Annotated in this window: 24 protein-coding genes; 9 read left to right on the forward strand and 15 right to left on the reverse strand. The window is 61.3% G+C overall.

The features are described 5' to 3' along the window. Positions 1 to 65: 65 nt before the first annotated feature. The 11 genes from SxD43FB_RS20010 to SxD43FB_RS20060 form a co-directional block, all read right to left on the reverse strand. Entirely contained in the window at positions 66 to 953 is an 888-nt protein-coding gene (locus tag SxD43FB_RS20010) for a hypothetical protein (RefSeq protein ID WP_176482863.1), read from the reverse strand. Between the two features lie 163 nt (positions 954 to 1,116). After that, positions 1,117 to 1,653, reverse strand: a complete 537-nt coding sequence (locus tag SxD43FB_RS20015) for a hypothetical protein (protein WP_141249556.1) — start codon at positions 1,651 to 1,653, stop codon at positions 1,117 to 1,119. Positions 1,654 to 2,046: 393 nt separating this feature from the next. Further along, positions 2,047 to 3,063 (reverse strand): IS110 family transposase, encoded by a 1,017-nt coding sequence (locus SxD43FB_RS20020; protein ID WP_037475392.1) that lies wholly within the window; start codon positions 3,061 to 3,063, stop codon positions 2,047 to 2,049. Positions 3,064 to 3,195: 132 nt separating this feature from the next. After that, the gene (locus SxD43FB_RS20025; RefSeq protein WP_037475390.1) at positions 3,196 to 4,116 is read right to left on the reverse strand and encodes a HEPN domain-containing protein; all 921 of its coding nucleotides are present in this window, start codon (positions 4,114 to 4,116) and stop codon (positions 3,196 to 3,198) included. Further along, positions 4,116 to 4,553 carry a TA system VapC family ribonuclease toxin gene (locus tag SxD43FB_RS20030; RefSeq protein ID WP_037475387.1) on the reverse strand — a complete coding sequence of 146 codons (438 nt, stop codon included), beginning with the start codon at positions 4,551 to 4,553 and terminating at the stop codon, positions 4,116 to 4,118. Before SxD43FB_RS20030 ends, SxD43FB_RS20025 begins: the two co-directional genes overlap by 1 nt. Further along, positions 4,550 to 4,774 (reverse strand): CopG family transcriptional regulator, encoded by a 225-nt coding sequence (locus SxD43FB_RS20035; RefSeq protein WP_193378838.1) that lies wholly within the window; start codon positions 4,772 to 4,774, stop codon positions 4,550 to 4,552. Before SxD43FB_RS20035 ends, SxD43FB_RS20030 begins: the two co-directional genes overlap by 4 nt. Before the next feature lie 31 nt (positions 4,775 to 4,805). Next, positions 4,806 to 5,231, reverse strand: a complete 426-nt coding sequence (locus tag SxD43FB_RS20040) for a MarR family transcriptional regulator (RefSeq protein ID WP_051520215.1) — start codon at positions 5,229 to 5,231, stop codon at positions 4,806 to 4,808. Between the two features lie 44 nt (positions 5,232 to 5,275). Continuing rightward, entirely contained in the window at positions 5,276 to 6,175 is a 900-nt protein-coding gene (locus SxD43FB_RS20045; RefSeq protein ID WP_043155060.1) for a phytanoyl-CoA dioxygenase family protein, read from the reverse strand. 11 nt (positions 6,176 to 6,186) lie between these two features. Further along, positions 6,187 to 6,801 carry an acyl-homoserine-lactone synthase gene (locus SxD43FB_RS20050; RefSeq protein ID WP_096063691.1) on the reverse strand — a complete coding sequence of 205 codons (615 nt, stop codon included), beginning with the start codon at positions 6,799 to 6,801 and terminating at the stop codon, positions 6,187 to 6,189. Between the two features lie 134 nt (positions 6,802 to 6,935). Beyond that, complete coding sequence (locus SxD43FB_RS20055) at positions 6,936 to 7,697, reverse strand: LuxR family transcriptional regulator (RefSeq protein ID WP_043155058.1); 762 nt, start codon at positions 7,695 to 7,697, stop codon at positions 6,936 to 6,938. Between the two features lie 377 nt (positions 7,698 to 8,074). Then, the gene (locus SxD43FB_RS20060) at positions 8,075 to 8,341 is read right to left on the reverse strand and encodes a hypothetical protein (RefSeq protein WP_076605622.1); all 267 of its coding nucleotides are present in this window, start codon (positions 8,339 to 8,341) and stop codon (positions 8,075 to 8,077) included. Between the two features lie 311 nt (positions 8,342 to 8,652). Between SxD43FB_RS20060 and SxD43FB_RS20065 the strand changes: the two genes are divergently transcribed. After that, positions 8,653 to 8,916, forward strand: a complete 264-nt coding sequence (locus SxD43FB_RS20065) for a LysR substrate-binding domain-containing protein (protein ID WP_235209967.1) — start codon at positions 8,653 to 8,655, stop codon at positions 8,914 to 8,916. 233 nt (positions 8,917 to 9,149) lie between these two features. Here the strand turns inward: SxD43FB_RS20065 and SxD43FB_RS20070 are convergent, their stop codons facing one another. Genes SxD43FB_RS20070 through SxD43FB_RS20080 form a run of 3 tightly spaced genes read right to left on the reverse strand, consistent with a single transcriptional unit; the run spans position 9,150 to position 10,494 of the window. Continuing rightward, on the reverse strand, positions 9,150 to 9,581 hold the full coding sequence (locus SxD43FB_RS20070; RefSeq protein ID WP_051520214.1) for a DUF1636 domain-containing protein: 432 nt from the start codon (positions 9,579 to 9,581) through the stop codon (positions 9,150 to 9,152). A 2-nt stretch (positions 9,582 to 9,583) separates the two neighbouring features. Then, a complete protein-coding gene (locus SxD43FB_RS20075; protein WP_037480377.1) occupies positions 9,584 to 10,126 on the reverse strand; it encodes a hypothetical protein in 543 nt (180 codons plus the stop codon). 47 nt (positions 10,127 to 10,173) lie between these two features. Continuing rightward, on the reverse strand, positions 10,174 to 10,494 hold the full coding sequence (locus SxD43FB_RS20080; RefSeq protein ID WP_096063692.1) for a TonB-dependent receptor: 321 nt from the start codon (positions 10,492 to 10,494) through the stop codon (positions 10,174 to 10,176). A 103-nt stretch (positions 10,495 to 10,597) separates the two neighbouring features. On the opposite strand from SxD43FB_RS20080, the gene istA reads away from it, so the two are divergent. Together istA and istB are read left to right on the forward strand one after the other, a co-directional pair. Next, on the forward strand, positions 10,598 to 12,091 hold the full coding sequence (istA, locus tag SxD43FB_RS20085) for an IS21 family transposase (RefSeq protein WP_011950768.1): 1,494 nt from the start codon (positions 10,598 to 10,600) through the stop codon (positions 12,089 to 12,091). Beyond that, positions 12,088 to 12,855 carry an IS21-like element ISSsp5 family helper ATPase IstB gene (gene istB, locus SxD43FB_RS20090; RefSeq protein ID WP_007686288.1) on the forward strand — a complete coding sequence of 256 codons (768 nt, stop codon included), beginning with the start codon at positions 12,088 to 12,090 and terminating at the stop codon, positions 12,853 to 12,855. The genes istA and istB overlap by 4 nt, the downstream gene beginning before the upstream one ends. Positions 12,856 to 12,938: 83 nt before the next feature. On the opposite strand, the gene SxD43FB_RS26065 is transcribed toward istB, so the two are convergent. Then, positions 12,939 to 13,166 (reverse strand): transposase, encoded by a 228-nt coding sequence (locus tag SxD43FB_RS26065; protein ID WP_255245823.1) that lies wholly within the window; start codon positions 13,164 to 13,166, stop codon positions 12,939 to 12,941. Here SxD43FB_RS26065 and SxD43FB_RS20100 point away from each other — a divergent pair. From SxD43FB_RS20100 to SxD43FB_RS20125, 6 genes are all read left to right on the forward strand, one after another. Continuing rightward, entirely contained in the window at positions 13,155 to 13,625 is a 471-nt protein-coding gene (locus tag SxD43FB_RS20100) for a hypothetical protein (protein WP_141249558.1), read from the forward strand. The two genes, SxD43FB_RS26065 and SxD43FB_RS20100, sit on opposite strands and share 12 nt — an antisense overlap. Before the next feature lie 39 nt (positions 13,626 to 13,664). Next, on the forward strand, positions 13,665 to 14,018 hold the full coding sequence (locus SxD43FB_RS20105) for a hypothetical protein (protein ID WP_037472175.1): 354 nt from the start codon (positions 13,665 to 13,667) through the stop codon (positions 14,016 to 14,018). A 523-nt stretch (positions 14,019 to 14,541) separates the two neighbouring features. After that, a complete protein-coding gene (locus SxD43FB_RS20110) occupies positions 14,542 to 16,140 on the forward strand; it encodes a hypothetical protein (RefSeq protein ID WP_141249559.1) in 1,599 nt (532 codons plus the stop codon). Between the two features lie 421 nt (positions 16,141 to 16,561). Beyond that, on the forward strand, positions 16,562 to 19,210 hold the full coding sequence (locus SxD43FB_RS20115; protein WP_043152318.1) for a PD-(D/E)XK nuclease family protein: 2,649 nt from the start codon (positions 16,562 to 16,564) through the stop codon (positions 19,208 to 19,210). Continuing rightward, complete coding sequence (locus SxD43FB_RS20120; RefSeq protein ID WP_096063696.1) at positions 19,210 to 22,617, forward strand: UvrD-helicase domain-containing protein; 3,408 nt, start codon at positions 19,210 to 19,212, stop codon at positions 22,615 to 22,617. The genes SxD43FB_RS20115 and SxD43FB_RS20120 overlap by 1 nt, the downstream gene beginning before the upstream one ends. Next, complete coding sequence (locus SxD43FB_RS20125) at positions 22,614 to 23,891, forward strand: phospholipase D-like domain-containing protein (protein ID WP_096063695.1); 1,278 nt, start codon at positions 22,614 to 22,616, stop codon at positions 23,889 to 23,891. Before SxD43FB_RS20120 ends, SxD43FB_RS20125 begins: the two co-directional genes overlap by 4 nt. Positions 23,892 to 23,905 lie beyond the last annotated feature (14 nt).

Consider the following 23,905-nt stretch of genomic DNA (forward strand, 5'->3'; position numbering starts at 1 on the left):
AAACGCCCCGGAAAGGGCGACATCGCCACCTGCTGATCCGGCTCCGGGCTACGCCCTACGCCGCATCAGCAGGTGGCGATTCTCATCTTGATTGACGCTGCTCTCTCATCCTGATTGTCGCGCGGCACTGGTGCATGTCTGTGGAGATAGTGCTCATAGGCCTGGCTGAGCACGCCGACGGGGATATGCGCGAAGTCGAGATTATCCCAACGCTCTTCCCATCCGAGGCGGAGCTGGCCACCGGGCGCACGCCGCAGGATGTCGCCCAGTACCTTGAACGCGTCCAGCGGTAAACGCTCCCAGATCCCCGAAGAGGTAGGAAGAAAGTCGCCGTTGAAGGTTACATCGAGCCATTGAGACGTTTTCGCGGCGCTGGCCGCATCATCGAACAAGCAGGCCGTCGCAAGTATATCGACACCAAGCGAGCCCAGCAAATGACGGTCGCCTAGGAAGCGTGTAAAAAGGGCACGTCCTACCAAGGATATAGCATCGTCATCATCGACTCCGCATGTCGTCTTGAGCGTGTCGATTGAATCTCCGAGGAGCTTAAGGACGACCTGCGAGATCCATTGCCGGTGGCCTGTCGGCAGACCCGGCCGCGCATTGGCGAGGTGAGCCAGCGTCGCGACCTCTTGGCCGGCCGCTACCCCGACATCAACACGCGCCTCAACCGTCCGGCGATCATCCAAGCTGATATGATAGATATCGAGACGTCCGGGACCGACGACGCCGAGATAGGGGGCGTCGCCGCGCATAGCGAGAACGCGACGAATTCGCTGCAGCTTCGCCTCATCCTCGCCCAGCCTGTCGGCCGCCACGAGAAAGACGAGCGGAGTGCCCTGCCACTCGTAGATACCGCCAAGCGCCTGGAGATCCTCGTCACCACTATCGCGGGCAGTCAGCAAAGTTGCATAAGGAAGCAGCCCAGGCTCGTCGACGTCCAGCAGGCGCAATGCCGCCTCGTCCGCCCCGAACTGGCGTAGCGCTGCGACAAGATCGATCGTTACTGATCCGGTCACTGGCCGATCTCCGTGGCAGTCGATGACAAACGGCCATCAAACCGCTGCGAAACGATAGGCGTACCGGCGGAAACCTGAAATTCGAGATGCATGCCGCTCATCGTGCGGCCTTGAGTATCTGTGGCGGGAAAGGAAGCGCGCTCTGCGTGGCAACGGGCGTAGAGGGCATCATGCGAGCACTAATCTGGCTGACGATGGGATCGCAGGGCACGATCAGAGTAGGTTCGTCGATCTGCCGCGCCGAAAAATCGCCGACCGTCAGGAGACGAGCGGATGCCGAACCGATCAATGCAACAAGTCCTTCAAGATGGGTGGGTCGCGCGTTGGCGAGTTCATGAAACAGCTTATCCACGCTAGCACCGATGTCACTGATCCGCGCTCCGAACCGGTTCGTCAGTTCACTGGTGATCGCGAGGCCAATCAAGTCCGCAAAAGTGAACCGCGCGGCTTTGCCAGGTTTGGCGGCCAGATACGGAACGGCTTTGCGCCAAGCGCGCACGTCGCCCGGGGATACCTTAGCGATGTCTCGTGCCTGCTCCTGGGTAAACTGAATTGTCGCTAACGCCATTTTTTCCTGTCGCTGACGACAAGAAAAAATGCAAGCAGGAACGACTTGATCCGATTTATTTCCCATCCTGCTTTTTCTTCCTCTCGGTCGAGGACGCTCACATGATGAAACAGCAGCTCCCAAAACCGGCCCAACCAACCCATCAACGTCTGCCCTGTCCGCAGCAAATGACATCGAAATCCTGAGCCGGGAGTGGCCGTTTTCCCATTTCTGTCGCTCCAAAGCGGACCGAGCACAAAGTTGTCTAATTGATTTTCGCATCACCATTCTTTTTCCCTGAGCCCGATTGCCAATGGTTGTCTTCGGGGTCATCGGACAGCTGGGAGAGCCTTTTGTCCGTGCCTCATGATCGCGGCCGAGCGGTGGTGGGTGGACGTCTCCGGGTCCCAAACGAGGTTTAACCCTCCACTTTTGTGACGAGATCGTCCGGGCATGGCTGATCGGGAGCGGGGCGCCGGGTCAGACCCAGCGGAACTCGGTCTCGTTCAACCAAAGGGAATGGAGTAATATGGCCAGCTTCCGGGCGACTGCGACCCTGGCACGCTTAGGACCTTTGACTTCGGCCAATTTCCTACCCCAGCGTTGCAGTGCGAATGGCTGCCTTACCCGCGACAATATGATGTTGGCCGCCTCGTACAGCGACCGTCGCAGCATCGGATCGCCGGCCTTTGAGATATGACCTTGCGTATCACGTTCGCCAGACTGGCTTCGTCGAGGGACAAGCCCAGCATACGCCCCAACGTCCTCACCTCTGGCAAAGCGACGAGGATCTTCTATGCTCATGGTGTAGGTGAGGGCGGTGATCGGCCCAACGCCAGGGACCGTCATCAGACGCGCGCAAACGGGATCCGAGGCAGCCCTCTTCTCCAATATTCGGTTCGAGGCGCGCAGTTGCGCTTCGATCACCTCGATGGATGCCATAAGCGGCGCGAACAATGCCTCCAGATCGGGGCGTTGGGCATAAAGCACTATCAGGCGGTCGGTTCGTTTGCCGGGAGCTCGGGCTGAACCTAAGCGAAGGCCGAACAGCTTCAACAAGCCGCGCAACTGGTTGATCATGGCAGTCCGCGCCGTGATAAGCTGTGCACGAATTCGTATCGCGGCACGATCAAAATGCGTGGCGGAAGCTTTCATATGGATGCGCTTGAACCAGCCCGTTCGGGCCATCTGCGCAATCCCCTCAGCATCATGAACATCGCTCTTGTTGACCCGCGCCGACAGCACGCCCTTGGCATGGCGAGCACAGATACACTCTACCGGCACATCGCGGGCTACCATGCCATGATAGAGAAACGCCGACAGCGGCCCCGTCTCAAGCACCACGCGCACCAGATCCGGGCAATAGCGGCCAAGCCATTTAGCGATGACGTCGGGATCGCTCGCCAGAACCTCGCGCCGCAACACAGCGCCTTCGCCATCAACCACGCACACATGCGTGGACTTGTCACTCACATCCAGTCCTGCGTAGATCGACATGGTCACCCTCCTGCATTGAAGCGTTCATGCGACTTCGTACCATACAGAAGGGTGGCTACATCAATTACGCGGTGTCCCAAACTCGGTCATTCCGGCGTCGGATATTTTACGCAGCAAATCCGTGCGACAACGTCAATGGCGCGCTTTTTCCTTTAGCTTGGTTATGTGAGAAACGCATATCGAATGGGTCGTCTGGCCGAGATTTTCGATGCGTTCAGCTAGCCAACGCAGCTCTTCTAAATCGATCTGATAATGCTTGGAATATCTCGCCTTCACATAGGCGTCCTTGAGCTTTTGGAACATCGCCCGCTCCTTTCGGGAGTTCCGTGGCCATATGTCAAACAGCGCAGGGTGCCTGCTCTCAGCTTGTGCGCGGAGAAATGCGATGTTGTGGTCATATGGCGTGTAGAAGGTGAGAGTTAGCAAAATGGCTTGATAGAGACGCTCAGTAGTCTGGTGGAGATCAAATGCCGCCTTCCTGACGAATGACTTTTCAATGCCAAACTTTGCGACTTCGAACACTTGCATGGCTTCAGAAAAATAATCGTCGAAATAGTCCTGCGCCGCATTCGCTGCTTCCGACGGCGTCTTGGGCTTGGGTTTGGCCAGTTCGCGATCATCGGCTTCGTAGAGGGCGATGCCCTGTTCGGCTATTTCCATGAAGAAGACCCGGCCATGGCTGAGGCCCTGGTTCACCTGCTGAAGCGAGTGAACGATGAAATGCACCGGCGTATGGATGCGCTTCTCGATCAGATAGGCGTCGATGAGGCGCTGCTCTGCGACCGACCAATAGGCAGCGACGTCGGCCAGTTCCTTCTGGTTGACGATGACCAGGATATCCATGTCGGATTTATACTGATTGGCATCGAAGGGCGCATCGACCCAATCGCCCCGCGCATAGGAGCCGAAAAGGATGATCTTGAGGATGCGGGCCGACTTCTTGCGGCCAGTCGCATTCTCGGTTGCCTCCCGAAACTCGGCGAACAAGATGCGCACGACCTCTTCGAGCTCTCGCTGCTTGGCTGCTGGGAGGTGGTCAAGGTTGGTACGCATCACTGATGTCCAATGAGGTGGATCGCGTCCTTGCCCCCGGCCACCCCCTTGGGCGTCAGGCGGCGATCAAAAGTCGCGAGCTTGCCCCCATTTGCGACCGCAAGGGCAAGGAGATAGGTGTCGGTCACCTGCGCTGACGTCAGGATCTGGCTTGCATCGACATGGTCTGCGGTCAGCAGGCTGATATCGTCCGGCCAAAAACTGTGACCGGGAAGTCTGCACATCTGGGCCATGATCGTCGCGACCTCGGCCGGAGAACCCGGCGTTGCGGGATAGCGGACGTTGCCGACGATCCGGATCACGCCGTTTTCGGTCATAGGGCAAGTCGCCCAGGCCTTGCTGCCTTCCGCCTCGAACCAGCGGTGCGCTGCCTCGTGACCGACATGATTGGGGTCGATCAGTGCGACAAGAATGTTGACGTCCAGAAGGTAGGTCATGGCGCCTCATCACGAAGGGCGTTGACGATATCCTGCGTCACCACGACCCCAGGCTTGGCTGGCAAGAGACTGATCCCGTTGCGCGTGCGCGTTGCTTCGGGCGCACGGAGCGCCTTACGGGCGAGATCCGACAGGACGCGCCCGATCGAACTATGCTGATGATCGGCGATCGCACGCGCCGCCGCCATGACATCATCATCGATCACAAGGGTCGTCCGCATTGCATCATCCTCACGCATTGAGCATCGCGCATCATATGCCATCTGAATCGATGGCGCAACGATGGACGAATGCGGCGGCGGCCGCACAAGCCCCATCCATAATATGGTTGAGGGCATTTTTGATTGGCGGCGCCAGCCGAACCGTGATCCGCCGCTTGTCGCGCGGGTCGGGACGGCGCGTCAATATCTTCCGCACGGCAAGGTTGGCGGTCCACCGATGCGCGCTTGAATGGGGGATGTTGGCGACCGTGCAGAGGGCGGACTGATAGACCGCAAAACCTTCCAGCTCGGCCTGGTACAGATGGAGCAGCATGTCCCAGTTGGGATTGGTGCACAGGTGACTGCCCAGGCTCTTTTCGATCAGACGACGTTCCTCGATCAGTGCCCGGCACGTCTCCAGCCGTTTATGCCGCCGCCTCGCTGCGGCCTCTTCCAGATCGTCGTCGTTGTGCCGCATTTTATCCCCTGTCGATGCACGCGAATATCTATCCCTGCTTTTGCTCAGCCGGTGACCGGCTTCGGCAATTCGCCAGCCCGGAAAGCGTCGATCAGCGCGTGCTGCTCGGAGGCGAGCATGTCGATCGCGCCGACCTGCCGCCCCGGATCGCGCAACAGCAGGGAAGGACAGCGCCCCTCATGGTTGCCAAGATTAGGCCGGTGAATGCGGTAGCCCAGCAAATCTGTCAGATCGGCATCGAAGGTGCGGGCGACTTCGGGCGGGTAGGCCAGCCACTGCAGTTCATAAGGCTTAAGCCATCCCAGTGTGTAGCTGATGATCATGCCGCGGCGGGGCGCGAGCGAACGATTGGCCCCGCCGGCATGCAGCGTGGAGCCCAGGAACAGGAGCGCCGCGCCTGGTTCCATCTCGGCGACGATGGATTCGTGTGGATCGATCAGCACCTCGCTGCAGCGCCGATGGCTGCCAGGCCAGACATGGGTTGTGCCATTCTCCTGGGTGTAGGGCGTGAACGGCCACATCACATTGACCAGAAACTCGACCCCGAGGGCCGGATCGACCAGGCGGCTGCATGGCCACATATCCTGGTCGCGATGCGGCACCTGCTTCCGCGAACCGGGCATCAGCTCAATCGCTTGCGTAAGGTTGAGCGAGAAATGATCGCACCAGGGACCCAGCACTTTCTGCACGATATCGAGGATCATGGGATGCTGGACGAAATCCCTTGTCCGGTCTGACCGCCTGAGCAGACTGCCAAAGCGTTTCGTATCGTCGCCGTAAAATGGCCCCGCCGAAAGCGGGGTGGCGCTAAAGTCGTCGGCGAGGTCGCACGCCAGGGCTGTAACCTCACATGGGGATATGGCCTGCGGAATGATGCAATAGCCCTGGTCGAGCAGTAGATCGGCGTGAAACTCTGCACATGGAGTATCGGGTAAATGTGCCATGGTCGTTTCTCCTATGCGGCGGCGACCGCGGCGAATTGAGCGGGGGCAGGGCGCCAGACGCCGGCGGCTTGCATCAACGCGGGCGTGTCTTCCGAGATGATGATCTGCATCGCACCCAGCATGCCGCAGGCCAGCGTCCTTGGAAGGCCAAGCGGGCGACATTCCCACCCGAAAGACAGGATCTGGCTGAACCAGGGCATGTCGGCCACGCAGCAATAGCTCTCGATGCCTTCCTCAAGCGCGAAGCTGGCCGCCATCGTCACAAGATGATCGCGGACCTGACGGCGCTCGGCCGCGCGCAAGTCGCGAGACAGGCAGAAGCGCGATATCTCCCAGATCGTGGTGCTCGCGGGTGGCGCCAGGTCGCACAGTTCAGGGAAAATATCGCCAAGCAGGTTGGGGCCGCTGGTGGGCAGAAGCCGCATCGATCCCAGATGGGTGCCGTCGCGCTCGGCGGCGATCAGATAGATGGTCGATGGACCGTCGAACTGATCGATTTCATAACGTCCGGCCAGGACGGGGATGTCCCAGCGGAGCAGATCGATGAAGACGCGCTTGCGCGCCTCATACATGGATCGAAGAACGGTTTGTTCCTGGAGGCTCCCGCCTCGAATGATTTGCATCATGTCGGCTCCCTTGTCCTGTTGGCAAGTCAGCGTCGCGCAACAGGGACGGGGGAACAATTCCTCCAAAAAGAGGGATGGCGGAGAGCGGGGGACCGAAGATAGTGCCGCACGCAAAGCGTGCGGCTTTGGAAGATCTACCTTCTGATATTGAGGGCGCGGTAGCAAATCTGTCCGTCGAACAAGGCGCGCACGACCAGCTCGGTTCGCTTGTAGACATCATATTTGCGCATGGCATCCTCAATATATTGGCGGACCGTGTTCGGTGAAATATTGAGGATACCCCCAATTTCGGCATTGCCCTTACCGCATCCGACCAGGGCAATGCAGTCAAGCTCCCTCTGACTGAGCGCGGGAATGTCGGGCGTTTTCGTGCCGGGTGCCCATCGCGCTCGCTGCAGACGGCGCGCCGCTTCAAACGCGAACATGCCGATGACTTGAGCGGCCCCTAACAGGTCGGCGGTGGGCCTGACAGTCTCGCGTCCTGCGAACGAACAGCTTCCCCTATATTCGCCAGCCGCCTGCACCGGGATGGTCAAGCCCTCGCGCAAACCGAATGGCTTGGCCTCTTCCAGGATGTGGCGTTGTCGTTTCGTCATCCTGATCATGGCGGGAATGACGCTCCACAGGAACGCCGTTACCGTTTTCGTGCTGGCCGCATGCACGGGGTCGTCGACATAATAGTTGCGTAACAGAGATCGCTCTATCCAGCCCTCAGGGTAGCTCGTGATCACCATGGTGTCGTGGGGCGGACCGATCAGATCCACATGATCAACGAGGGCGAATTGCTCGAAACCCAACGAGGGCGTTGCCTCGCCGAGCAGCGCTTTGAGCGCAAATTCGTCCGTAACTTCTCTGCAGTCATCTACAAAGGTTGCGAGACGCGGTGACATATACATGACTTTCTCCTCATATGGGTTGGCCTGTCGGCGACACTGTCCAAATTGACGACGCGATCCTGGCGCATCGGTCCGCTCACTGCCGGGCTGCTGCCCATCCCGGCCGTGGAGGAGAGCCGGGGTCACTTTGCTCAGCGGAACGGGAGAAGAGTAACAGCGGCGACGTCAGCGCCAAGTCGGTTTTAAACCGAAATGTTCTTTTCACAAATTTGTCATCGAAGGCGTGGCTTGGACGCAACATCCTATCGGCGGCAAGCGCGCCTCAACGGGCCCGCCCGCCCCGATACACAAGGCACGGTGCTGCGATTTGGGCGATGGGTTTAGGCAGTGATCTTCGCGATAATGCCAGGTCAGCATTCTCATCACTGATCGACCGCCTATCTTGGCGGCTTCGACTTCTTGCCAGGCATTTTGGGTGGTAGCGGGGGCTTGAGGGCGGCAATGGCTGCTGCGCCACCACGTTGGATCGAGAGCTGCCGCAGCTCGCGCAACTCCCGTTCAGTCAGTGTTTCTACCGACAGATCCTGGACAACAGCAGCATAGCGCGATTGCACGGAGATGCGCGCAGCGTCGATCTCGTTGGACGATTTGCGCTGTCTCGTCTCAAGCTCGGCCAGACGTTCGCGTGCGGTTAGTCTCGGCATGATCCATGGTCCTCATGGATCTGGCCGCCGGAAGTGAGAATGCCAAATCTACACAGCGTTGCAAGGGGGGTGTCGGCGCTAAGGTGCAGATACTGCTCGTTCAGGGGAAGCGATCTGGCAGGCGCTGACCCGATCGGGATTACGGCTTTTCCAGATCCTCCAAATAATGGGACGCAAAGTCTACCTTGAAGGCTGACCTAAGAAGGAGGTGGTGATCTGGCATCTGGTAGGTCCGCCATTCTTTACAGGTCGGCAGCTTGCCCTTCTTACCGGGCTTGATCTCCGGGGTGTACGGGGGGGGCGACAATATCGTGGATATAGTCCCCCGCCTGATCGTCAACAGCATCGATGCGACCATCGCCGCTGCTGAGGCGGGGGTGGGACTCGCCAATCTGCTGAGCTACCAATCGGCCCCGCGCATTGCGAACGGGCAGTTAGTGGAGGTGCTGGCGGATCATGCCCCGTCCCCCATGCCGGTAAGCCTGCTCTACGATCCCGGTCGGGCGGCTATGCCTGCGGTTCGCGTGTTCATTGAGGCCATGCGGGAACAAGGGAGGCAAGGAGCGTGGTCCTGATCAAGATCGGTGCGAACCGAGAGCACAAAATCATTGTCTCGAGAACGGAGCGCAACGCCCGGTTGCGCGAATCAGGAATTTCCCTTTGAAAGGCTGGACTGGTTCGATCGCGGAATTGAGTAGGCCGTTTTTCCCCTGAACGCGGACCTCCAAATCAACGACCAACGACCTAAACTGGATAGAGCTTTGCCTTCTGCCCAGCCGAAATCACCCCGCAGAACTTCGGTGCGAGTCTAAGCTATCCCGTTTAGCTGGACGCTTATGTCGCCAAAGCCAACGGGCGGCGCGCGTGTGATGAAATGGCCCTTCACCCCGTCGGGCCATTGCGCATAGGGCACCTGCCCATGTTCGCTCTGTGCATAGTGAACCGCATAATCAAGGATGGCGCGTGCCGCCGCCTCATCGGGCAGGAAGTGCCCAAGCACATAGCTGATCTTGCCGGGCGCACGCAGATGGATGGTGCAATGCGCCTTGCAGGCAAAAAGGCAGGGCATCTCCTGGACGTCCACGCCATCATAGCGGTTCGAACTCGCTTTGACCTGGTGCAGTGCCTCCACCAGCTTCCCTCCGCCGAACAGGCCATTTGCGTCCTGCCGCTCCTCGGGGGAGAAGCGACAGCTGTTGCAGGCGACGATGGCAGGCCCATCCTTGACCGCTTGCAACATGGTCAGGCCGCCGCCCGCAGATCGCGCCTCAGCAGGCCGCCGCTTTCCAGCAGAAGCTGGAACAGGCGCAGGCCACCCAGGATAAGAGCGTAACGGACAAATTGCCGCAGCAGGATGTCCGGTGTGAACGCCCCATAGCCTGCGTTCATCGCCACGGCACCGATCAGAACGACCAGCTTGAACCCGACAAAGGCGGCGATATAGGCCATGACGAGCCGCGCAAAGGAGGACTGGTTCGGCAAAGCGCTGACTATGCGATCAGCTACCAGCAAGGCAGCGATAGCCGCCAGCGCCAGAGTGACGGCCCAACCGGCATTCTGCGCCGTCAGCGAATAGTCCAACAGGCAATAACCGACGGCTTGCGACGCCGACCAGGCGGCCAGCATGAGGATGATCCCCGCCTTGCGCGGCACATAGAGAGCCGCGAGCGCAGCCAGAGCGGGAAAGGGCGTGGCGCAGGCCAGCACCAGCGTCGTCGCTATGCTGGCGAAGGTCATCGATCCGATCCACAAATTGCGGGCGGCGGCAGGGGACATAGGCTGCATGGACAGGCACTCCTTGGCTTTACGAGGGTGGGGATAGGGCCGGGTCATCACAGCCGCGCCCGGAACCCGGCGTAGATGCTGCGGCCAAGCTGGCCATAGCGACGCGCGGTTTCATAATAGTCGTCGAACAGATTTTCGGCCCGCGCGAACAGGGTGAGGGTCTGCGTCACCGGCATCTCCGCGCGCAAGTCGATGATCGTATAAGCGCGGTTGACGAAGGGCGTCACCGTGGCACTGGTCCGCGCCGTGTCGATCGTCTCGCCTGACCATCGCATGGCGACCGCCGTGTTGAGGCCGAACGGCCAGGCATAGCGCGCTGTCGCATTGGCGGCGTGGCGCGGCCTGCGCGCATGAGAACGGCGGAGCAATATTCGACCACGGTAGCGGCGGGATAGTCCTGCTGCGGGCGGCGTAAAAGTCGTCCACCTTGAAGCCTTTCTGCCGAGTCAGGGAGGTGTGGGGATCTACAGCGTGGAACTTTATCTTCAGGTCCGTCTGGCTTGCGCGGATGGCATGAGCCAACGGGCGGCGGCGAAGCGTTTCAATGTGTCGCGCGAAACGGTACGCAAGATGCTGTCGTTTTCATCGCCGCCGGGTTACCGGCGCCAGTCCGTACCGCAGCGCCCGAAGCTGGACGGGTTTGTGGCGATCATTGATGGATGGCTTGAGGGTGACCGCAGTGTCCCGCGCAAGCAACGCCATACGGCGAAGCGGGTATTCGACCGTTTGCGCACCGAGCATGGTTTCACCGGCGGCTATACGATCATCAAGGATTACATCCGGGAGCGCGAACAGCGCAGCCGGGAGATGTTCGTGCCGCTGGCGCACCCTGCGGGAGATGCGCAGGCCGATTTCGGGGAAGCGCTGGTGGAGATCGGCGGGGTGGAGCAGAAGGCCTACTTCTTCGCGCTCGATCTGCCGCACAGTGATGCCTGCTATGTGCGGGCCTATCCGGCGGCGGTGGCGGAGGCCTGGGTGGACGGACACGTGCATGCCTTCGCGTTTTTCGGCGCGGTACCGCGCTCGATCGTCTATGACAACGATCGCTGCCTTGTGACGAAGATCCTGCCCGACGGCACGCGGCAGCGTGCCACGCTGTTCAGCGCTTTCCTGTCACATTACGTGATCCGCGACCGCTATGCTCGCCCGGGCAAGGGGAACGAGAAAGGCAATGTGGAGGGGCTGGTAGGCTATTGCCGGCGCAACTTCATGGTGCCGATCCCGAAGTTCCCGACCTGGGAGGCGTTCAACCTGTGGCTGGAGGAGCAATGCCGCAAGCGCCAGCAGGACAAGGTGCGCGGGCAGAGCGAGACGATCGGTGAGCGGCTGCAGCGCGATCTCGCGGCCATGCAGCCTCTGCCCGCTACACCCTTCGAGGCCTGCGATCAGAAAGGCGGGCGGGTCTCCTCGCAATCCCTGGTGCGCTACAGGACCAACGATTATTCGGTTCCGGTGGCCTGGGGCCATCAGGAGGTCTGGATCAGGGCCTATGTCGATGAGGTGGTGATCGGCTGCCGCAGCGAAGTCATCGCCCGTCATCCTCGTTGCTATGCCCGCGAGGAGGTTGTCTTCGACCCGCTCCATTATCTCCCGCTGATCGAGCAGAAGATCAACGCATTCGACCAGGCTGCGCCTTTGCAGGGCTGGGACCTGCCCGAAGCGTTCACGACACTGCAGCGGTTGATGGAAGGGCGCATGCACAAACATGGCAGGCGCGAATATGTGCAGGTACTGCGCCTGCTGGAAACGTTCACCCTCGCCGATCTCCAGGCGGCGGTCGAACAGGCCATCGATCTTGGCGCCATCGGCTTCGATGCCGTCAAGCACCTCGTCCTGTGCCGGATCGAACGCGTACCGCCCAGGCTGGACCTGGACGTCTATCCCTTCCTGCCACGCACCACGGTCGAGAAGACCTTTGCCAGAGCCTATCTGAGCCTGCTCTCCGACCGGCAGGAGGCCGCATGAGCGATCAGGCCCCGGAGATCCTTCTCGCTCACCATCTCAAGGCGCTCAAGCTGCCTACGTGCCTGCGTGAGCATCACAAGCTCGCGCGGCAATGTGCCGCTGAAGGCGTCGATCATATCCGCTTCCTCGCCCGCCTCGTCGAGATGGAAATGATCGACAGGGAGCGTCGCATGGTCGAGCGGCGCATCAAGGCCGCGCGCTTCCCCGCCGTCAAAAGCCTCGACAGCTTCGACTTCGCCGCCATCCCCAGGCTCAACAAGATGCAGGTGCTCGAGATGGCGCGCTGCGAGTGGATCGAGCGGCGTGAGAACGCCATCGCTCTGGGGCCATCAGGCACCGGAAAGACGCACGTAGCGTTGGGGCTCGGACTGGCAGCATGCCAGAAAGGACTGTCGGTGGGCTTCACCACCGCGGCAGCGCTGGTCAGCGAAATGATGGAGGCCCGCGACGAGCGCCGTCTTCTGCGCTTCCAGAAGCAGATGGCCGGATACAAGCTGCTCATCATCGACGAACTGGGCTTTGTGCCGCTCTCCAAGACCGGCGCCGAACTGTTGTTCGAGCTGATCTCCCAGCGTTACGAACGCGGCTCCACCTTCATCACCAGCAACCTGCCCTTCGACGAATGGACCGAAACCTTCGGATCTGAGCGTCTCACAGGCGCGCTCCTCGATCGCCTGACCCATCACGTCAGCATCCTCGAGATGAACGGCGAAAGCTATCGCCTCGCGCACAGCCGGGCCCGCAAGGCCAAAACCAGACCCTGAAAATTACACCAATGCCGGGGGGAGTGGCCCTCGGGCTACGCCCTCACGCCACTCCCCCCGGCATGTAACACGATGGCCTGGTTTTACGCCGCCGAATGGCCGACTTTTGCTCCGCCGTTGACACGTTCATTCTCACGCGCCAGATCTGCCTGCGGCGCTGCCACCAGGTCAGATGGCCGATACTGTGACACCCATTTGCCCAGCGTCGACTTCCCTATCCCCAAATCCGATGCAACCCTGTCGCGGGGTAACCCGCTGGTCAGTGCAATCCGCACCGCCTCCTGCTTGAACTCTTCTGTGTGCTTGATCATCTCGTCGGTCTCCTGTTGCGAGCTCTAATCGCTCAGGTGACCGGCGCAAATCCGTTACAAGTCCAGTTCCCGCCCTTCGCGCGCTTCGAGAAGAGCTACGTCTTCTCACCGATCCTAGTCTTGAACTTCCTCCATCTCCGCAATGCCGTCTTCGCCTTCTCCACGCTGGATGCCCGTACCTATGCGAACCACGTCTCCCACGAGCTGGAGCCGGTGCTCATCAGCCAGGCAATCGAGTTCCTGCGGCGGAGCCATCCCTGGTTCCTCCGACCCGGCTACGATTATGCGGGTGGGGAAATCGACCTCGTCGTCGTTGGCGAGACCGGGCCTGTGCTGCTCATCCAGGCCAAGGGGACGCTGCCACCGCAGGGGGCTCGCCTGACGGAGCGACTGGCCGATCGCATTCGCGAAGGCATTGGCCAAGTGGAGAAGTTCCGCGCACTGGAGGTCACCGAGTAGGAAGCTATCGCGAGTGCCGCCGTCGGGCGGCCTGTTGCGGTGGCTGACATCCGGCACGGCATCCTCGCTCGGTCGTGCTTCGGTGCACCCGAGATCTTCGATCCCGCGCTAGGGATCGCGCGGATCACGCTGCCGCTTCTGTCGCTTGCGCTCGGCGAGATGCGTGCCCGAGGGGAGCTGGCGGACATAGATGCGCTCCTCCTTCACCTGGAAGGGATCGAGCTGCGCTATTTCGTGGAAGCCGACCCGCGGTGGGAAGAAGGAGCGTTCTCGCTGGCGGGCCGGCACCTGCACGTGCCGTTGTTCAAGTACGATCAGGACATGGTAGACATGGTTCGCGCACAATCGTGGGAATGCTCGTTTATCGAGGAACCGAACGGCGGGCCCGATTGATCGGCGAGCTTGATCCATTTCGGCCTGGCGCATGCATGTGCGCCATGCGGGAACGATAAATCAAATTTCAAGAGATCGACCGCCACTGAGACGTCGTTCGCGACTCCGTTGGTGCGGATGTGGCGGCGCTCCCTTTTAAGAGACGGTTCGCTCGGAACAGGCGCGATGGCAGCTTCCGTCGATACCTGACGTTGGTTAGCGCGGTCCTAAGCGACTATCTTGATCGGTAACGGCACGTGCAACCTGCGATTTTCTGGCCATCCCAGACGATGCCCTAAGAAGCCAGATTCCTCGACAACCAGCCATTGTGACTCAGTTGAAGACCGATCGCGTTGAAAAATAATTGTCGCGTTCGGTCTCTATCGGCCGCCTGAAAAATTTAAAAAGAGTGACAATATCTTGACCGCCATCAGGTTCTGGCGGACATCGGATCGAGCTATTTTTTCAATCAAAGATCGGTATAGCCTGCATGGATCCCCCAGCGGACGTCACCGCCGTTCCCGTCATCTACAAGATTCTGGGTATGAGCAATGACGATCAATTAGCGCCTTTGGTCGACACGCTTACGCAGACGCCTCTCAGCATACTTAAGATCTGCCGGGCCTATGAACGGCACGCCCCGAATCACAGTCGGTATACCGATCAGATCGGCGATGAGATTTACCGCCTTGGCCAGAAGGCACTGAATATCACGGATGGTAGCCGCCCTTCGTATCAACGCATGATCGACGCGTTATGCAAACAGCTGGGGTCGCCTGCCCAGGAGGACGAGCTGGCCGACGACGAGACAGCTCTACTCAATGTCTTTACGTCGCAACGTCTCTCGTCGATCCCGACCGACAAGCAGCAAGCAGCCGTGAACGAGGCTCGTCAAGCAGCTGCCGAGGGTGCCCGCAGTTTTTTGAGCGCCGCAGAATGGCCTCCTCTGGCCGCCTGCCTTTTGCAAATCGCTTTCCTATGCGGGACGCATACTGAAGTTGCGCGCGCGAGTAAGGGAACCAAGGCGGTAAACTCGACACCAGCGCCTATCAGTAACGCTGAGGCTTTGGTCATCAGTAATGATAGTGGAACACCTGTCCTTACGCTTGCCCAGATCAGTCCACCGGATTCGGAAGCTGGATGGCGCAAGGTCAGCAAGGATGACACCGGCATTAGCCGGTTAAATCCCCTTTTGCAGGTGGTACCTGGCATGGCGATGGCCGTAGAGGTTGGGACCAGCAATTACATGAATGTGAGCCCGGCTGGAACCAAATTGGTGGAGAGCGTCAAACACGGTGGCCTTATCGGCACACTCCGCAAAATCGGCACGAACGAACTCGCCGGAGCCACCAAACTCGATGTCGGGAAGCTTTTGGTCCTAGCCACTTCCGGCGCGGCTCTCAATATCGCATCTGCTGTGTTGGCGCAAAAACATCTCGCCGACATCAGCGAGAAGCTCTCGGACATCAAGGAAGCCATCGAGGATGTCGCTACGTTTCAAAAAAACGAGCGTCGATCGGTCCTGACAGGATCGATCCGCTACTTTGAACAGATTGCTGGGTCCGTGCTGTCCGGAGAGCTCTCGGATGAGGTGGTTCACGTCATTGAAATGCACGAGACCAAGCTGCTGGAGGTGCAGGACCATCTTGCCATCGACATCCGCAGCCAAACCGAAGCCCTGAAGATCCTGAAAGATGAGGAGTGGGTCCGACAGGGTAAGTATATAAAGGCGTTGTATGAGCAGCAGTCAGCACTGGACAAACTCTATCGCGAAATGCTGCTGTGCTTACGCGCGCGCGCCTGTGGCTGGCAGCTCTTCTCTGCCTTCCCCGACCGAGAACAGTGTAAATGGGATCGGCTTCAGGATATCAGAGCCTCTGTACTAGCCTTGCTGCCGCAGGGCGAGGCAGCCATTGCGCTGGACCAACTCCTCCGCGAGAAAATCAAAGCCGTCACCAGTGCTAATGAACGCTCCAAAATTTTGCGTAACGAAAACGCTGTGTTAGACCGCATCTCCGCTCAAAGCGCGATTGTGTTCGATGGCCTCCAAACAATCGGCACGGATATCTCCACTCACGACGCCCCCCTCTCGATAGATTTGAAAATTGAAGATGGGGTCATCGTAGCAACGCGTATGCGTTGAGCTGCAAGCAACTCCTCAAATTTTCTGGAGCTGAACAAGGCATCGTGAGGAGCCCGGCTGCCAGTTCTCGGAAGGAAGAACGGTAGGTGTTGGCAAGAGCCGACATTTCCAGCACTGCAACGGAACGGCCTAAGCTGGTCGCACCTGTCGCCTGCGGGAACGGCATGGCGTGGGACATCAATCCTTTCCTAACCGAACTCGCATATCGCCGCGAAGTGTTAGGACAAGAGTGCGACCGCTGGTACCGTCGGCGTTGGCGCTAAGAACGGCATCGCAACGGGGTCTATCGTACGAGTCGAAGCGAAAACCGGCGTGCAGTTCGACCGCACGTCGTGGTTGCCAGGGATCAGGCAAGTCCGTCGTTGATCCATACTCACCTGCCATCTACTCTCGAAAGATTGGCAACAGTCGAAAGTGTCTCATGCAGCGGCAGACCTATATCGTACACGGTCGTCTCGCGTCCCGTGAGATCCGTCTCGACGCCGCCCGCAACCAGCACCACGGCACCCAGGTAATGGCGTTCGAGCAACTGGCGGCACGCCTCGCCGGCGGCTTCGCGCAGCCCATTGACGCCGAATCGCTCCGCGATGCGATCCAGCGCGTGCTCCCGGAAACCGATCTGGGCGAACTCGACACCATCAAGCTGCTGCCTGGCATGGTCGGAGCCACGGCCGATACGCTGCACAAGGTCTGGCGCACCGGGATCGATCTCTCGGCACGAGCGGCCAACCATCCCCGGCTCGCCGCTATGGCGACCCTCGAGGAGGCCGTGCTGGCCGTGCTGCCGCCCGCCATGCTCCGGCCGGTCGATCTGGCCTCTCACGCAATGGACCGTCTCCAACACGCGCCTGCGTTGTTCGGCGAGATCCATATTCAGGGCATCAGCGAGCTGTCGCCGTGTTGGCGCGACCTGTTGTTCGGTCTGGCGAAAGCGGTGCCGGTTCGCTGGCACGCCGGCCCGCGCTCTGTGCCCGCTTGGCTCGACGGCTCGCCGGTCGAGATCATCCGGTCAGCGCCGAACACACCGCAGATCGAGGCAGTGAGCGCTGCCAACGGTTACCACGAAGCGATCGAGGCTTTGCGCTGGGCTCGTGAGCTGATTGCGAGTGGCACGGCCAAACCGTCCGAGATCGCGATCGCGGCAGCGGCGCCTGCAGTCTATGACGATGAATTCATGGCACTGAGGGCCGACGCCAATATCGATCTGCACTTCGTCCACAGCATTCGCGTCGTTACGACGCGTGACGGTCAGACGGCCGCCGCGCTCGCTGACATACTGGTGCGGGGCGTGTCGCAGGCGCATCTGCGTCGTCTTGCGACGTTGCTGGCCGGAAGGGGATTGTTCAAAGCTCTGCCGGATGGTTGGCAACGCGTGCTCCTACCCGATGCGCCGCTCTCCTGCGCCGACGCCTGGACGCGGCTCCTTGGCGCTTTGACGCCCGATCGCTGGCCGGACGGTATCGACCATGCACCGGCGTTGCGCGCGATCGTCGACACGCTTTCGGGCGGCATCCCGCAGGCCGAAGAGATCGGGCGCGCGTTCCTCTCGGGCGGTGCCTTGCGCATTTGGCGCAAGGCACTGCTTGCCGGAAGCCCGGCAGCCATCGATGTCACCATCGACAGCCTTCGCCAGGAAGATGCGTGCGAAGCCTGCGTTTCGGTCGTCTGGATGCCGGCGTCGGCACTGGCGGCTTCGCCGCGCAAATTCGTGCGCCTCCTTGGTCTCACCTCGACCGGCTGGCCGCGGCGGATCTCGGAAGACCCCCTGCTATCGGATCACATCGTTCCGACCAGCGAACTGGATTCGCTGCCGGTGACCGCCGCCGATCGCCGCGACTTCGAGACGATCCTTTGTACTACAGCCGCGCAGGTCGTGCTGTCCCGGCCGCGTCGTGACGGCGAGGGTCGCCTGCTTGGCAAGAGTCCGTTGCTGCGTGGCCAGCCCGTGGCCCGCTATGTCCGCCGCAACTGTCGACCGGCACACGCGATGAGCGAGACTGACCGTCTCGTCGCGCGTCCGGTCGATTTCGGTGCCTTTGCGCAGGCGCTCTCGGCGACGGCATGCTGGCAGGATTGGCAGCGCCCGACCGTCACCGCCCATGATGGCCTGGTGCGCGGCGACCATCCGGCGGTGCTGGCGGCGCTTGAACGACGGCAGTCGGCGAGCTCGCTCGCCAAACTGCTGCGCAACCCGCTCGGCTTCACCTGGACCTACGCGCTTGGGATCAGGGCACCGGAGAGCGCGGAGGAGGCGCTGGTACTGGATGCGCGGCAGAGCGGCATCTTGCTCCACGATACGCTGGATCATGCCGTGCGGTTGCTCGAGGGGGAGGGAGGACTGGCCCGCGCGCGACCGGACCAGGTCGTCGCGGCGATCGAAGCTGGTGCCGCGACGGTCACGGCACGGTGGCAGGCCGGGCAGGCCACCCCGCCGCTCGTAGTGTGGCGGCGGACACTCGAGGATGCCAAGCAGACCGCGCTGAACGCGCTGCAGCATCCCGAACCACCGCTTGCAGATCAGAAAAGCTATACCGAGGTCCCCTTCGGCGGGCAGGCAGCGAAATCTGACGGCGCGATCCCATGGGATCCCGCCACACCGGTCGCGATCGCCGACACCGGGTTTCAGATCTCGGGCTACATTGATCGCCTCGACCTTTCGGGCGATGCCGCACGGGCGCGCGTGCTCGACTATAAGGGCGGAAAGCTACCGCCAAAGCCGGTCATCCTGCAGGGCGGCAAGGAGCTCCAGCGCTGCCTCTACGCTTATGCGGTCAAGGCGCTGCTCGGCGACGATATCGAGATCGATGCGGCCTTGCTCTATCCGCGCGATACCGAGGCCCGCCATCTCGACGCGCCGGCCGATGTCCTGGAGGAGCTTGCCGGGCATCTGCGTGCGGCGCGCGCGAGCCTGCTCGCCGGGCGCGCGCTGATCGGCCCAGACAATGGCGGTGATTATGATGATCTGAGCTTCGCGCTGCCCGCGAACGCCCCCAACGGGTATTGCCTGCGCAAACTCGAACACGCGCGAGTCGCTCTCGGCGATGCGGCCATCGTATGGGAGGCGATCTGATGACCGGTACTACACCCGCCCTGCACGACGAGACCGCGCGCCTCGCTGCAATGACCGCACATGATCGCTCCGTGCTTGTCGAAGCCGGAGCCGGTTCGGGCAAGACCGCTGTCATGGCCGGCCGTCTTGCCCTGCTGCTGGCCGGCGGCACCGCCCCCAAGGCGATCGCGGCAGTCACCTTCACCGAACTCGCGGCGAGCGAATTGCTCGCTCGCGTTCGCGACTTCGTCGACGAGCTGCTCGACGGTAGAGTGCCACGCGAACTGGCCATCGCCTTGCCGAACGGTTTGTCGGCGGAACAGCAAGCGAGCCTCGAGGAGGCGGCTGCCTCGATCGACGAGATCACCTGCTCGACGATCCACGGCTTCTGCCAGCGGCTTATCAAGCCATATCCGGTCGAGGCCAATATCGATCCAGGCGCGGCGCTGATGGATCCGGCGCAGGCCGAGCTGGTGTTCGGCGATATCGTCGATCGCTGGCTGCGCGATACGCTCAATGTCGGCGACGATAGCCTTGTCGCGGAACTCGTCTTCCAGAACCCGGCGAAGGCAACCGAGCTGATCGCAACGGCCGCCGCGGCCCTGCGCGACAACCGTGTGCTCGTACCGCCGGCCTCCGGCCCAATCCAGCCGCTGGTGGCGGCGTTCCGCACCGCCACGGAGGCATATCGCACCTTCGTCGTTGGCGCGGCCGCGCAAGAAGAGGAAAGCATCGCCGGCGCTTCGGCCTTTGTCGAGATGGCCGCCGGTGTCGCGTTCGCCGAGACGGACGAGACGTCGTCGGCGCTCGTCGGGCTTCTGACGTCGCTGCCGCATCCTTCGCTCTGTACCGCCAAAGGGGCGTTCAGCGTCTACAAGAAAAAGGGGAAATGGGAGGCGGCCGCAAAGGCCGCGGGCCTCGCCAAGGCGGAAGGTGGTGTGTTGAATGCGCGTGCCGAGGAGCTGCATCTCGCCTGCTGCGAGGGCTGGACGCGTTTGCGGCAGGGCGCTGCGGCGCACGTTCTGGCGGAGCTGATCTGCGCGATCCAGCCGATCGCGGACGGCTTTCGCGATTATAAGCGCTCAGCCGCCCTGCTCGATTTCGACGACCTAATCTTTGCCGCGCGCGATCTCCTGCGCGACCATGGCGATGTTCGGGGCGCCCTATCGCGCCGCTACGCCCATGTGCTGGTCGATGAATTCCAGGATACCGATCCGTTGCAGACCGAGATCTTCTGGCGGCTGTGTGGCGATCCAGCTCTCGGCGCGGATCCGCTCGACTGGGTCAGCTACCGGATCCGGCCGGGCGCACTGTTTTTGGTCGGGGATCCCAAACAGGCCATCTACCGGTTTCGCGGTGCCGACGTCGCCGCCTATGTGCGAGCGCGCGAAGCCATCCGCGCGTTCAATCCGGACGATCTGCTCTCGATCTCGACCAATTTCCGGTCCTGTGCCGCGATCCTCACTTATGTGAACGAGCGCTTCGCGCCCCATCTTACGGAGGAGAAGGGGCAGCCCGGCTTCACCGCGCTCGACAGCTTTCATCCCGATAACGAGGAAGGACTGTGCGTCGCAACGCTTCCCGTTGCCTGTGCAGACGAGGACGGCAAGGCCAAGGCGGGCGTGCAGCGCGACTGCGAGGCCGAGGCGGTCGCTGAGATGTGCAGCCGCCTGATCGGCAGCCAGATCATCGTGGATCGCAAGACTGATACGAAGAGGCCGTGCCGCCCTGGCGACATTGCATTGCTGGCCCCGGGCGGGACCGAATTGTGGCGCTACGAGGAGGCGCTCGAGAAGCGCGGAGTGCCGGTAGCGACCCAGGCAGGGAAAGGGTTCTATCGCCGGCAGGAGGTGCAGGACCTCATCGCGATCGCCCGCGTACTGGCCGACAGTCGTGATACCCTCGCGCTTGTCGCACTCCTGCGCGGGCCACTGGTCGGGTTGAGCGAAGAGCAGCTGCTCGACCTCGTTTGGAGTCAGCCGCGTGATCCCGAGCGCCCCGATGCCCGACCCAAGCTTACCATCCATCTCGCGGCGGAGGCGATCGGGGACTCGTATGCGCGCGACATCGTCGAAAAGCTGCAGGCTATCCGTCGCGGGATCAACGCGACGACCCCGCACCAGCTTCTCGCCGAAGCCGTCGACCTGCTCCGCGTGCGTCCTATTCTGCTCCAACGACACGGCGGGCAGGCAGAGCGGCCGTTGGCAAATGTTGATCTCTTCCTGAGTCTCGCGCAGCCGTATGGCGTGCGCGGCATCAGGGCGTTCGCCGACGCGATGACCGCTGCCTGGGAGGGGAAGACCCGCTCGGCGGAAGGCAGGCCCGATGCGCAGGAAGAGGCGGTATCGCTAGTGACGATGCATGCGTCCAAGGGATTGGAATGGCCTATCGTCGTACCAATCAACACGATGACCTCGGGCAACGAAGTGCGCGATCCGATCATCGACGGCGAGACCAAGACAATCTTTCTGCCGATCTTCGGCGTCGCGCCCGCGGGCTATGAGGACGCCAAGACCGCCGAGGTCGCCGAGCGCGAGCGCGAGCGCCTGCGTCTCTGGTATGTCGCAGCGACCCGAGCGCGCGAGCTTCTCGTGCTGCCCAAGCTCGACGTGGCGCCGGCGCGAAGCAGCTGGAACGCCCTGATGGACTTCGATCTCGACGGATTGCCGTTGATCGCGATCGATCACCACCCGCCGGGCTTCGAGACGGTCGATAGCGATCCGGAGAATAGCCAGACGCGCGAGACGTTCGCGGCCGAAGCCGCTGCCGTAATGGCAGCGACGCTGCGCCTCCGATGGATCGCACCGAGCCGTGACGAGGATCCGCAGGGACCTCTCGAGGTGGTCGCCGAACCGAAGATCGTCGTGGCCGCCGACAATGCGCCTGCGCCGGACGTGGCGATCTCGGCGCAAGGCGGACGCGAACGGGGTCTCGTGATCCATAAGCTGTTCGAAGAGGTGCTGACCGGGGAAACCGCGGACGATCTGTCCACACTCACCGCCCGGGCGGCGGATCTGGCGCGCGCGATCGGGCGCGAACCAGGAAGGGACGCGATGTCGGGTCTCTCTGCCGAGGAAATGGCGGGCACGGTCGCGAGGACCTTGCAGCTGTCGGAGATCGCGGCGCTTCGCCCCCGACTCCTGGCCGAACTTCCCGTCTACGGACTAAGCGAGGATGACGGCGTCGACCTTGCGACGTTCGGCATCGTCGATGCGCTATGCGTCGGCGAGGACGGAAAGCCCGAGCTAGTGATCGACTGGAAGAGCGACGTCAGCCCAAGCGCCGCAGCGTCGGATCACTACCGATCGCAGGTCCGCCGATATCTGGAGGTTACCGGCATTCCGAAGGGTTTAGTCGTGTTCGTGACTACAGGCGATGTGCTGAGGGTGTCGGCGCCCGTCCTCACACTCTCAAAGGCCCGGACTTGAGCCGCCAACCTCGCCTTCGCGTCGAGCCCGCAACCCTCATTGCGAACGACGCACCGGAGGATCATGCGAAGGCGATCGCTGAAATAATCGCTGACGCCGACGAGATCATGATCGCGGTAGCTTTCCTCAAGCTTGGGGGGGCTGACTTTTTGGCACCAAAACTGTCGAAACGTCTTAAAGCTGGCGCCGTCGTTGAGCTTTTTATCGGCACTGACTTCTACCTAACCCAACCCTCCGCTTTGGAGCGGCTCCTTGAACTCAAAAACCAGCATCCAGCCTGCAAAGTGAGCGTTGCGGACAAGGCATCGGCAACTTTCCATCCAAAGGCGTACCTTACGCGTCGAGGGAACAGCTACCGAACTCTCATCGGTTCGGCGAACCTCACTCAGGGCGGATTGAAGTCGAACGACGAATTGTCAATGTGCGTCACCCACACCAAGGGAGACGATTTTACACGCGCCCTGTTGGATACCTTCAATCGGTATCGGGTCGGAAAGCGCTTCCAAGATATAGATCCACTGGTCCTTCAGCAGTACGCCTCGAGGCATGAGATAAATGAGCGCGAACGGAAGAAGTTCGAGAAGGCGAGGGATGCCGCGCTTCCCGCTGGATTCGACCTCCGCGTAATCGAAGCCTGGTACGCGCGATACCTTGCTGATCCACAGGCGGTGTCGGATCTCGCCGAACGGAAGCAGCGTCGGTCGGAAGCCCTCAAGGTTCAGAGGCGCATTGCCGCGTTGAAAGATGGGCGGCTCGATCAAGCCTCGCGGATCGCCTTTCAGGATGGGTTGCGGGATCTGATGACCTCCAAGGGAGGTCGGCATCTATGGGGCTCGGGCGATATCCATCGGAGGGGCACCGAGGCTCTGTCCCACCCAAAGCCGATGATCGAGCTTTTCGCGTCAGCTCAGGCCGCAGCGCAACGGCCGCCTCGTGAGGGTTACGAAATGATCCGCAAGCTTGCCGACCCAATCCCAGGCGTCGGCCTCAACATGGCGACTGAGATCCTCTGCAACTTCGCGCCGGACCGCTACGCGATCTACAACGGCAACACGGTGGGTGCTTTAGGGGCTCTCGGCATTGCCGCTCCCCAGTTCGCCAATTTTCAGGCGATCGGACCGGCGCGATATGAGGGACTTTGTGCAACCATCAAAGCCTTAGCCTCTCTTATTCACGACGCTCGGTTTCGGGCCCGCTCTGGGCATTTGCTGCGGCTGGCTGTATTGCGCGGACGACCGGCATCGCTGGCGTTTGTTTCACCGCATTCGGATTGATGGGCTTTTCGGGT

The organism is Sphingobium sp. D43FB, from assembly GCF_002312805.1.
Lineage (GTDB): Bacteria > Pseudomonadota > Alphaproteobacteria > Sphingomonadales > Sphingomonadaceae > Sphingobium.

Excerpts from the sequence above, each read along its gene's own strand:
- SxD43FB_RS20015 (WP_141249556.1), bottom strand. The coding sequence starts at position 1,653 with ATGGGAAATAAATCGGATCAAGTCGTTCCTGCTTGCATTTTTTCTTGT.
- SxD43FB_RS20020 (WP_037475392.1), bottom strand. The coding sequence starts at position 3,063 with ATGTCGATCTACGCAGGACTGGATGTGAGTGACAAGTCCACGCATGTG.
- SxD43FB_RS20025 (WP_037475390.1), bottom strand. The coding sequence starts at position 4,116 with ATGCGTACCAACCTTGACCACCTCCCAGCAGCCAAGCAGCGAGAGCTC.
- SxD43FB_RS20030 (WP_037475387.1), bottom strand. The coding sequence starts at position 4,553 with ATGACCTACCTTCTGGACGTCAACATTCTTGTCGCACTGATCGACCCC.
- SxD43FB_RS20035 (WP_193378838.1), bottom strand. The coding sequence starts at position 4,774 with ATGCGGACGACCCTTGTGATCGATGATGATGTCATGGCGGCGGCGCGT.
- SxD43FB_RS20040 (WP_051520215.1), bottom strand. The coding sequence starts at position 5,231 with ATGCGGCACAACGACGACGATCTGGAAGAGGCCGCAGCGAGGCGGCGG.
- SxD43FB_RS20045 (WP_043155060.1), bottom strand. The coding sequence starts at position 6,175 with ATGGCACATTTACCCGATACTCCATGTGCAGAGTTTCACGCCGATCTA.
- SxD43FB_RS20050 (WP_096063691.1), bottom strand. The coding sequence starts at position 6,801 with ATGATGCAAATCATTCGAGGCGGGAGCCTCCAGGAACAAACCGTTCTT.
- SxD43FB_RS20055 (WP_043155058.1), bottom strand. The coding sequence starts at position 7,697 with ATGTATATGTCACCGCGTCTCGCAACCTTTGTAGATGACTGCAGAGAA.
- SxD43FB_RS20060 (WP_076605622.1), bottom strand. The coding sequence starts at position 8,341 with ATGCCGAGACTAACCGCACGCGAACGTCTGGCCGAGCTTGAGACGAGA.
- SxD43FB_RS20070 (WP_051520214.1), bottom strand. The coding sequence starts at position 9,581 with ATGTTGCAAGCGGTCAAGGATGGGCCTGCCATCGTCGCCTGCAACAGC.
- SxD43FB_RS20075 (WP_037480377.1), bottom strand. The coding sequence starts at position 10,126 with ATGCAGCCTATGTCCCCTGCCGCCGCCCGCAATTTGTGGATCGGATCG.
- istB (WP_007686288.1), top strand. The coding sequence starts at position 12,088 with ATGAGCGATCAGGCCCCGGAGATCCTTCTCGCTCACCATCTCAAGGCG.
- SxD43FB_RS26065 (WP_255245823.1), bottom strand. The coding sequence starts at position 13,166 with ATGATCAAGCACACAGAAGAGTTCAAGCAGGAGGCGGTGCGGATTGCA.
- SxD43FB_RS20110 (WP_141249559.1), top strand. The coding sequence starts at position 14,542 with ATGAGCAATGACGATCAATTAGCGCCTTTGGTCGACACGCTTACGCAG.
- SxD43FB_RS20115 (WP_043152318.1), top strand. The coding sequence starts at position 16,562 with ATGCAGCGGCAGACCTATATCGTACACGGTCGTCTCGCGTCCCGTGAG.
- SxD43FB_RS20120 (WP_096063696.1), top strand. The coding sequence starts at position 19,210 with ATGACCGGTACTACACCCGCCCTGCACGACGAGACCGCGCGCCTCGCT.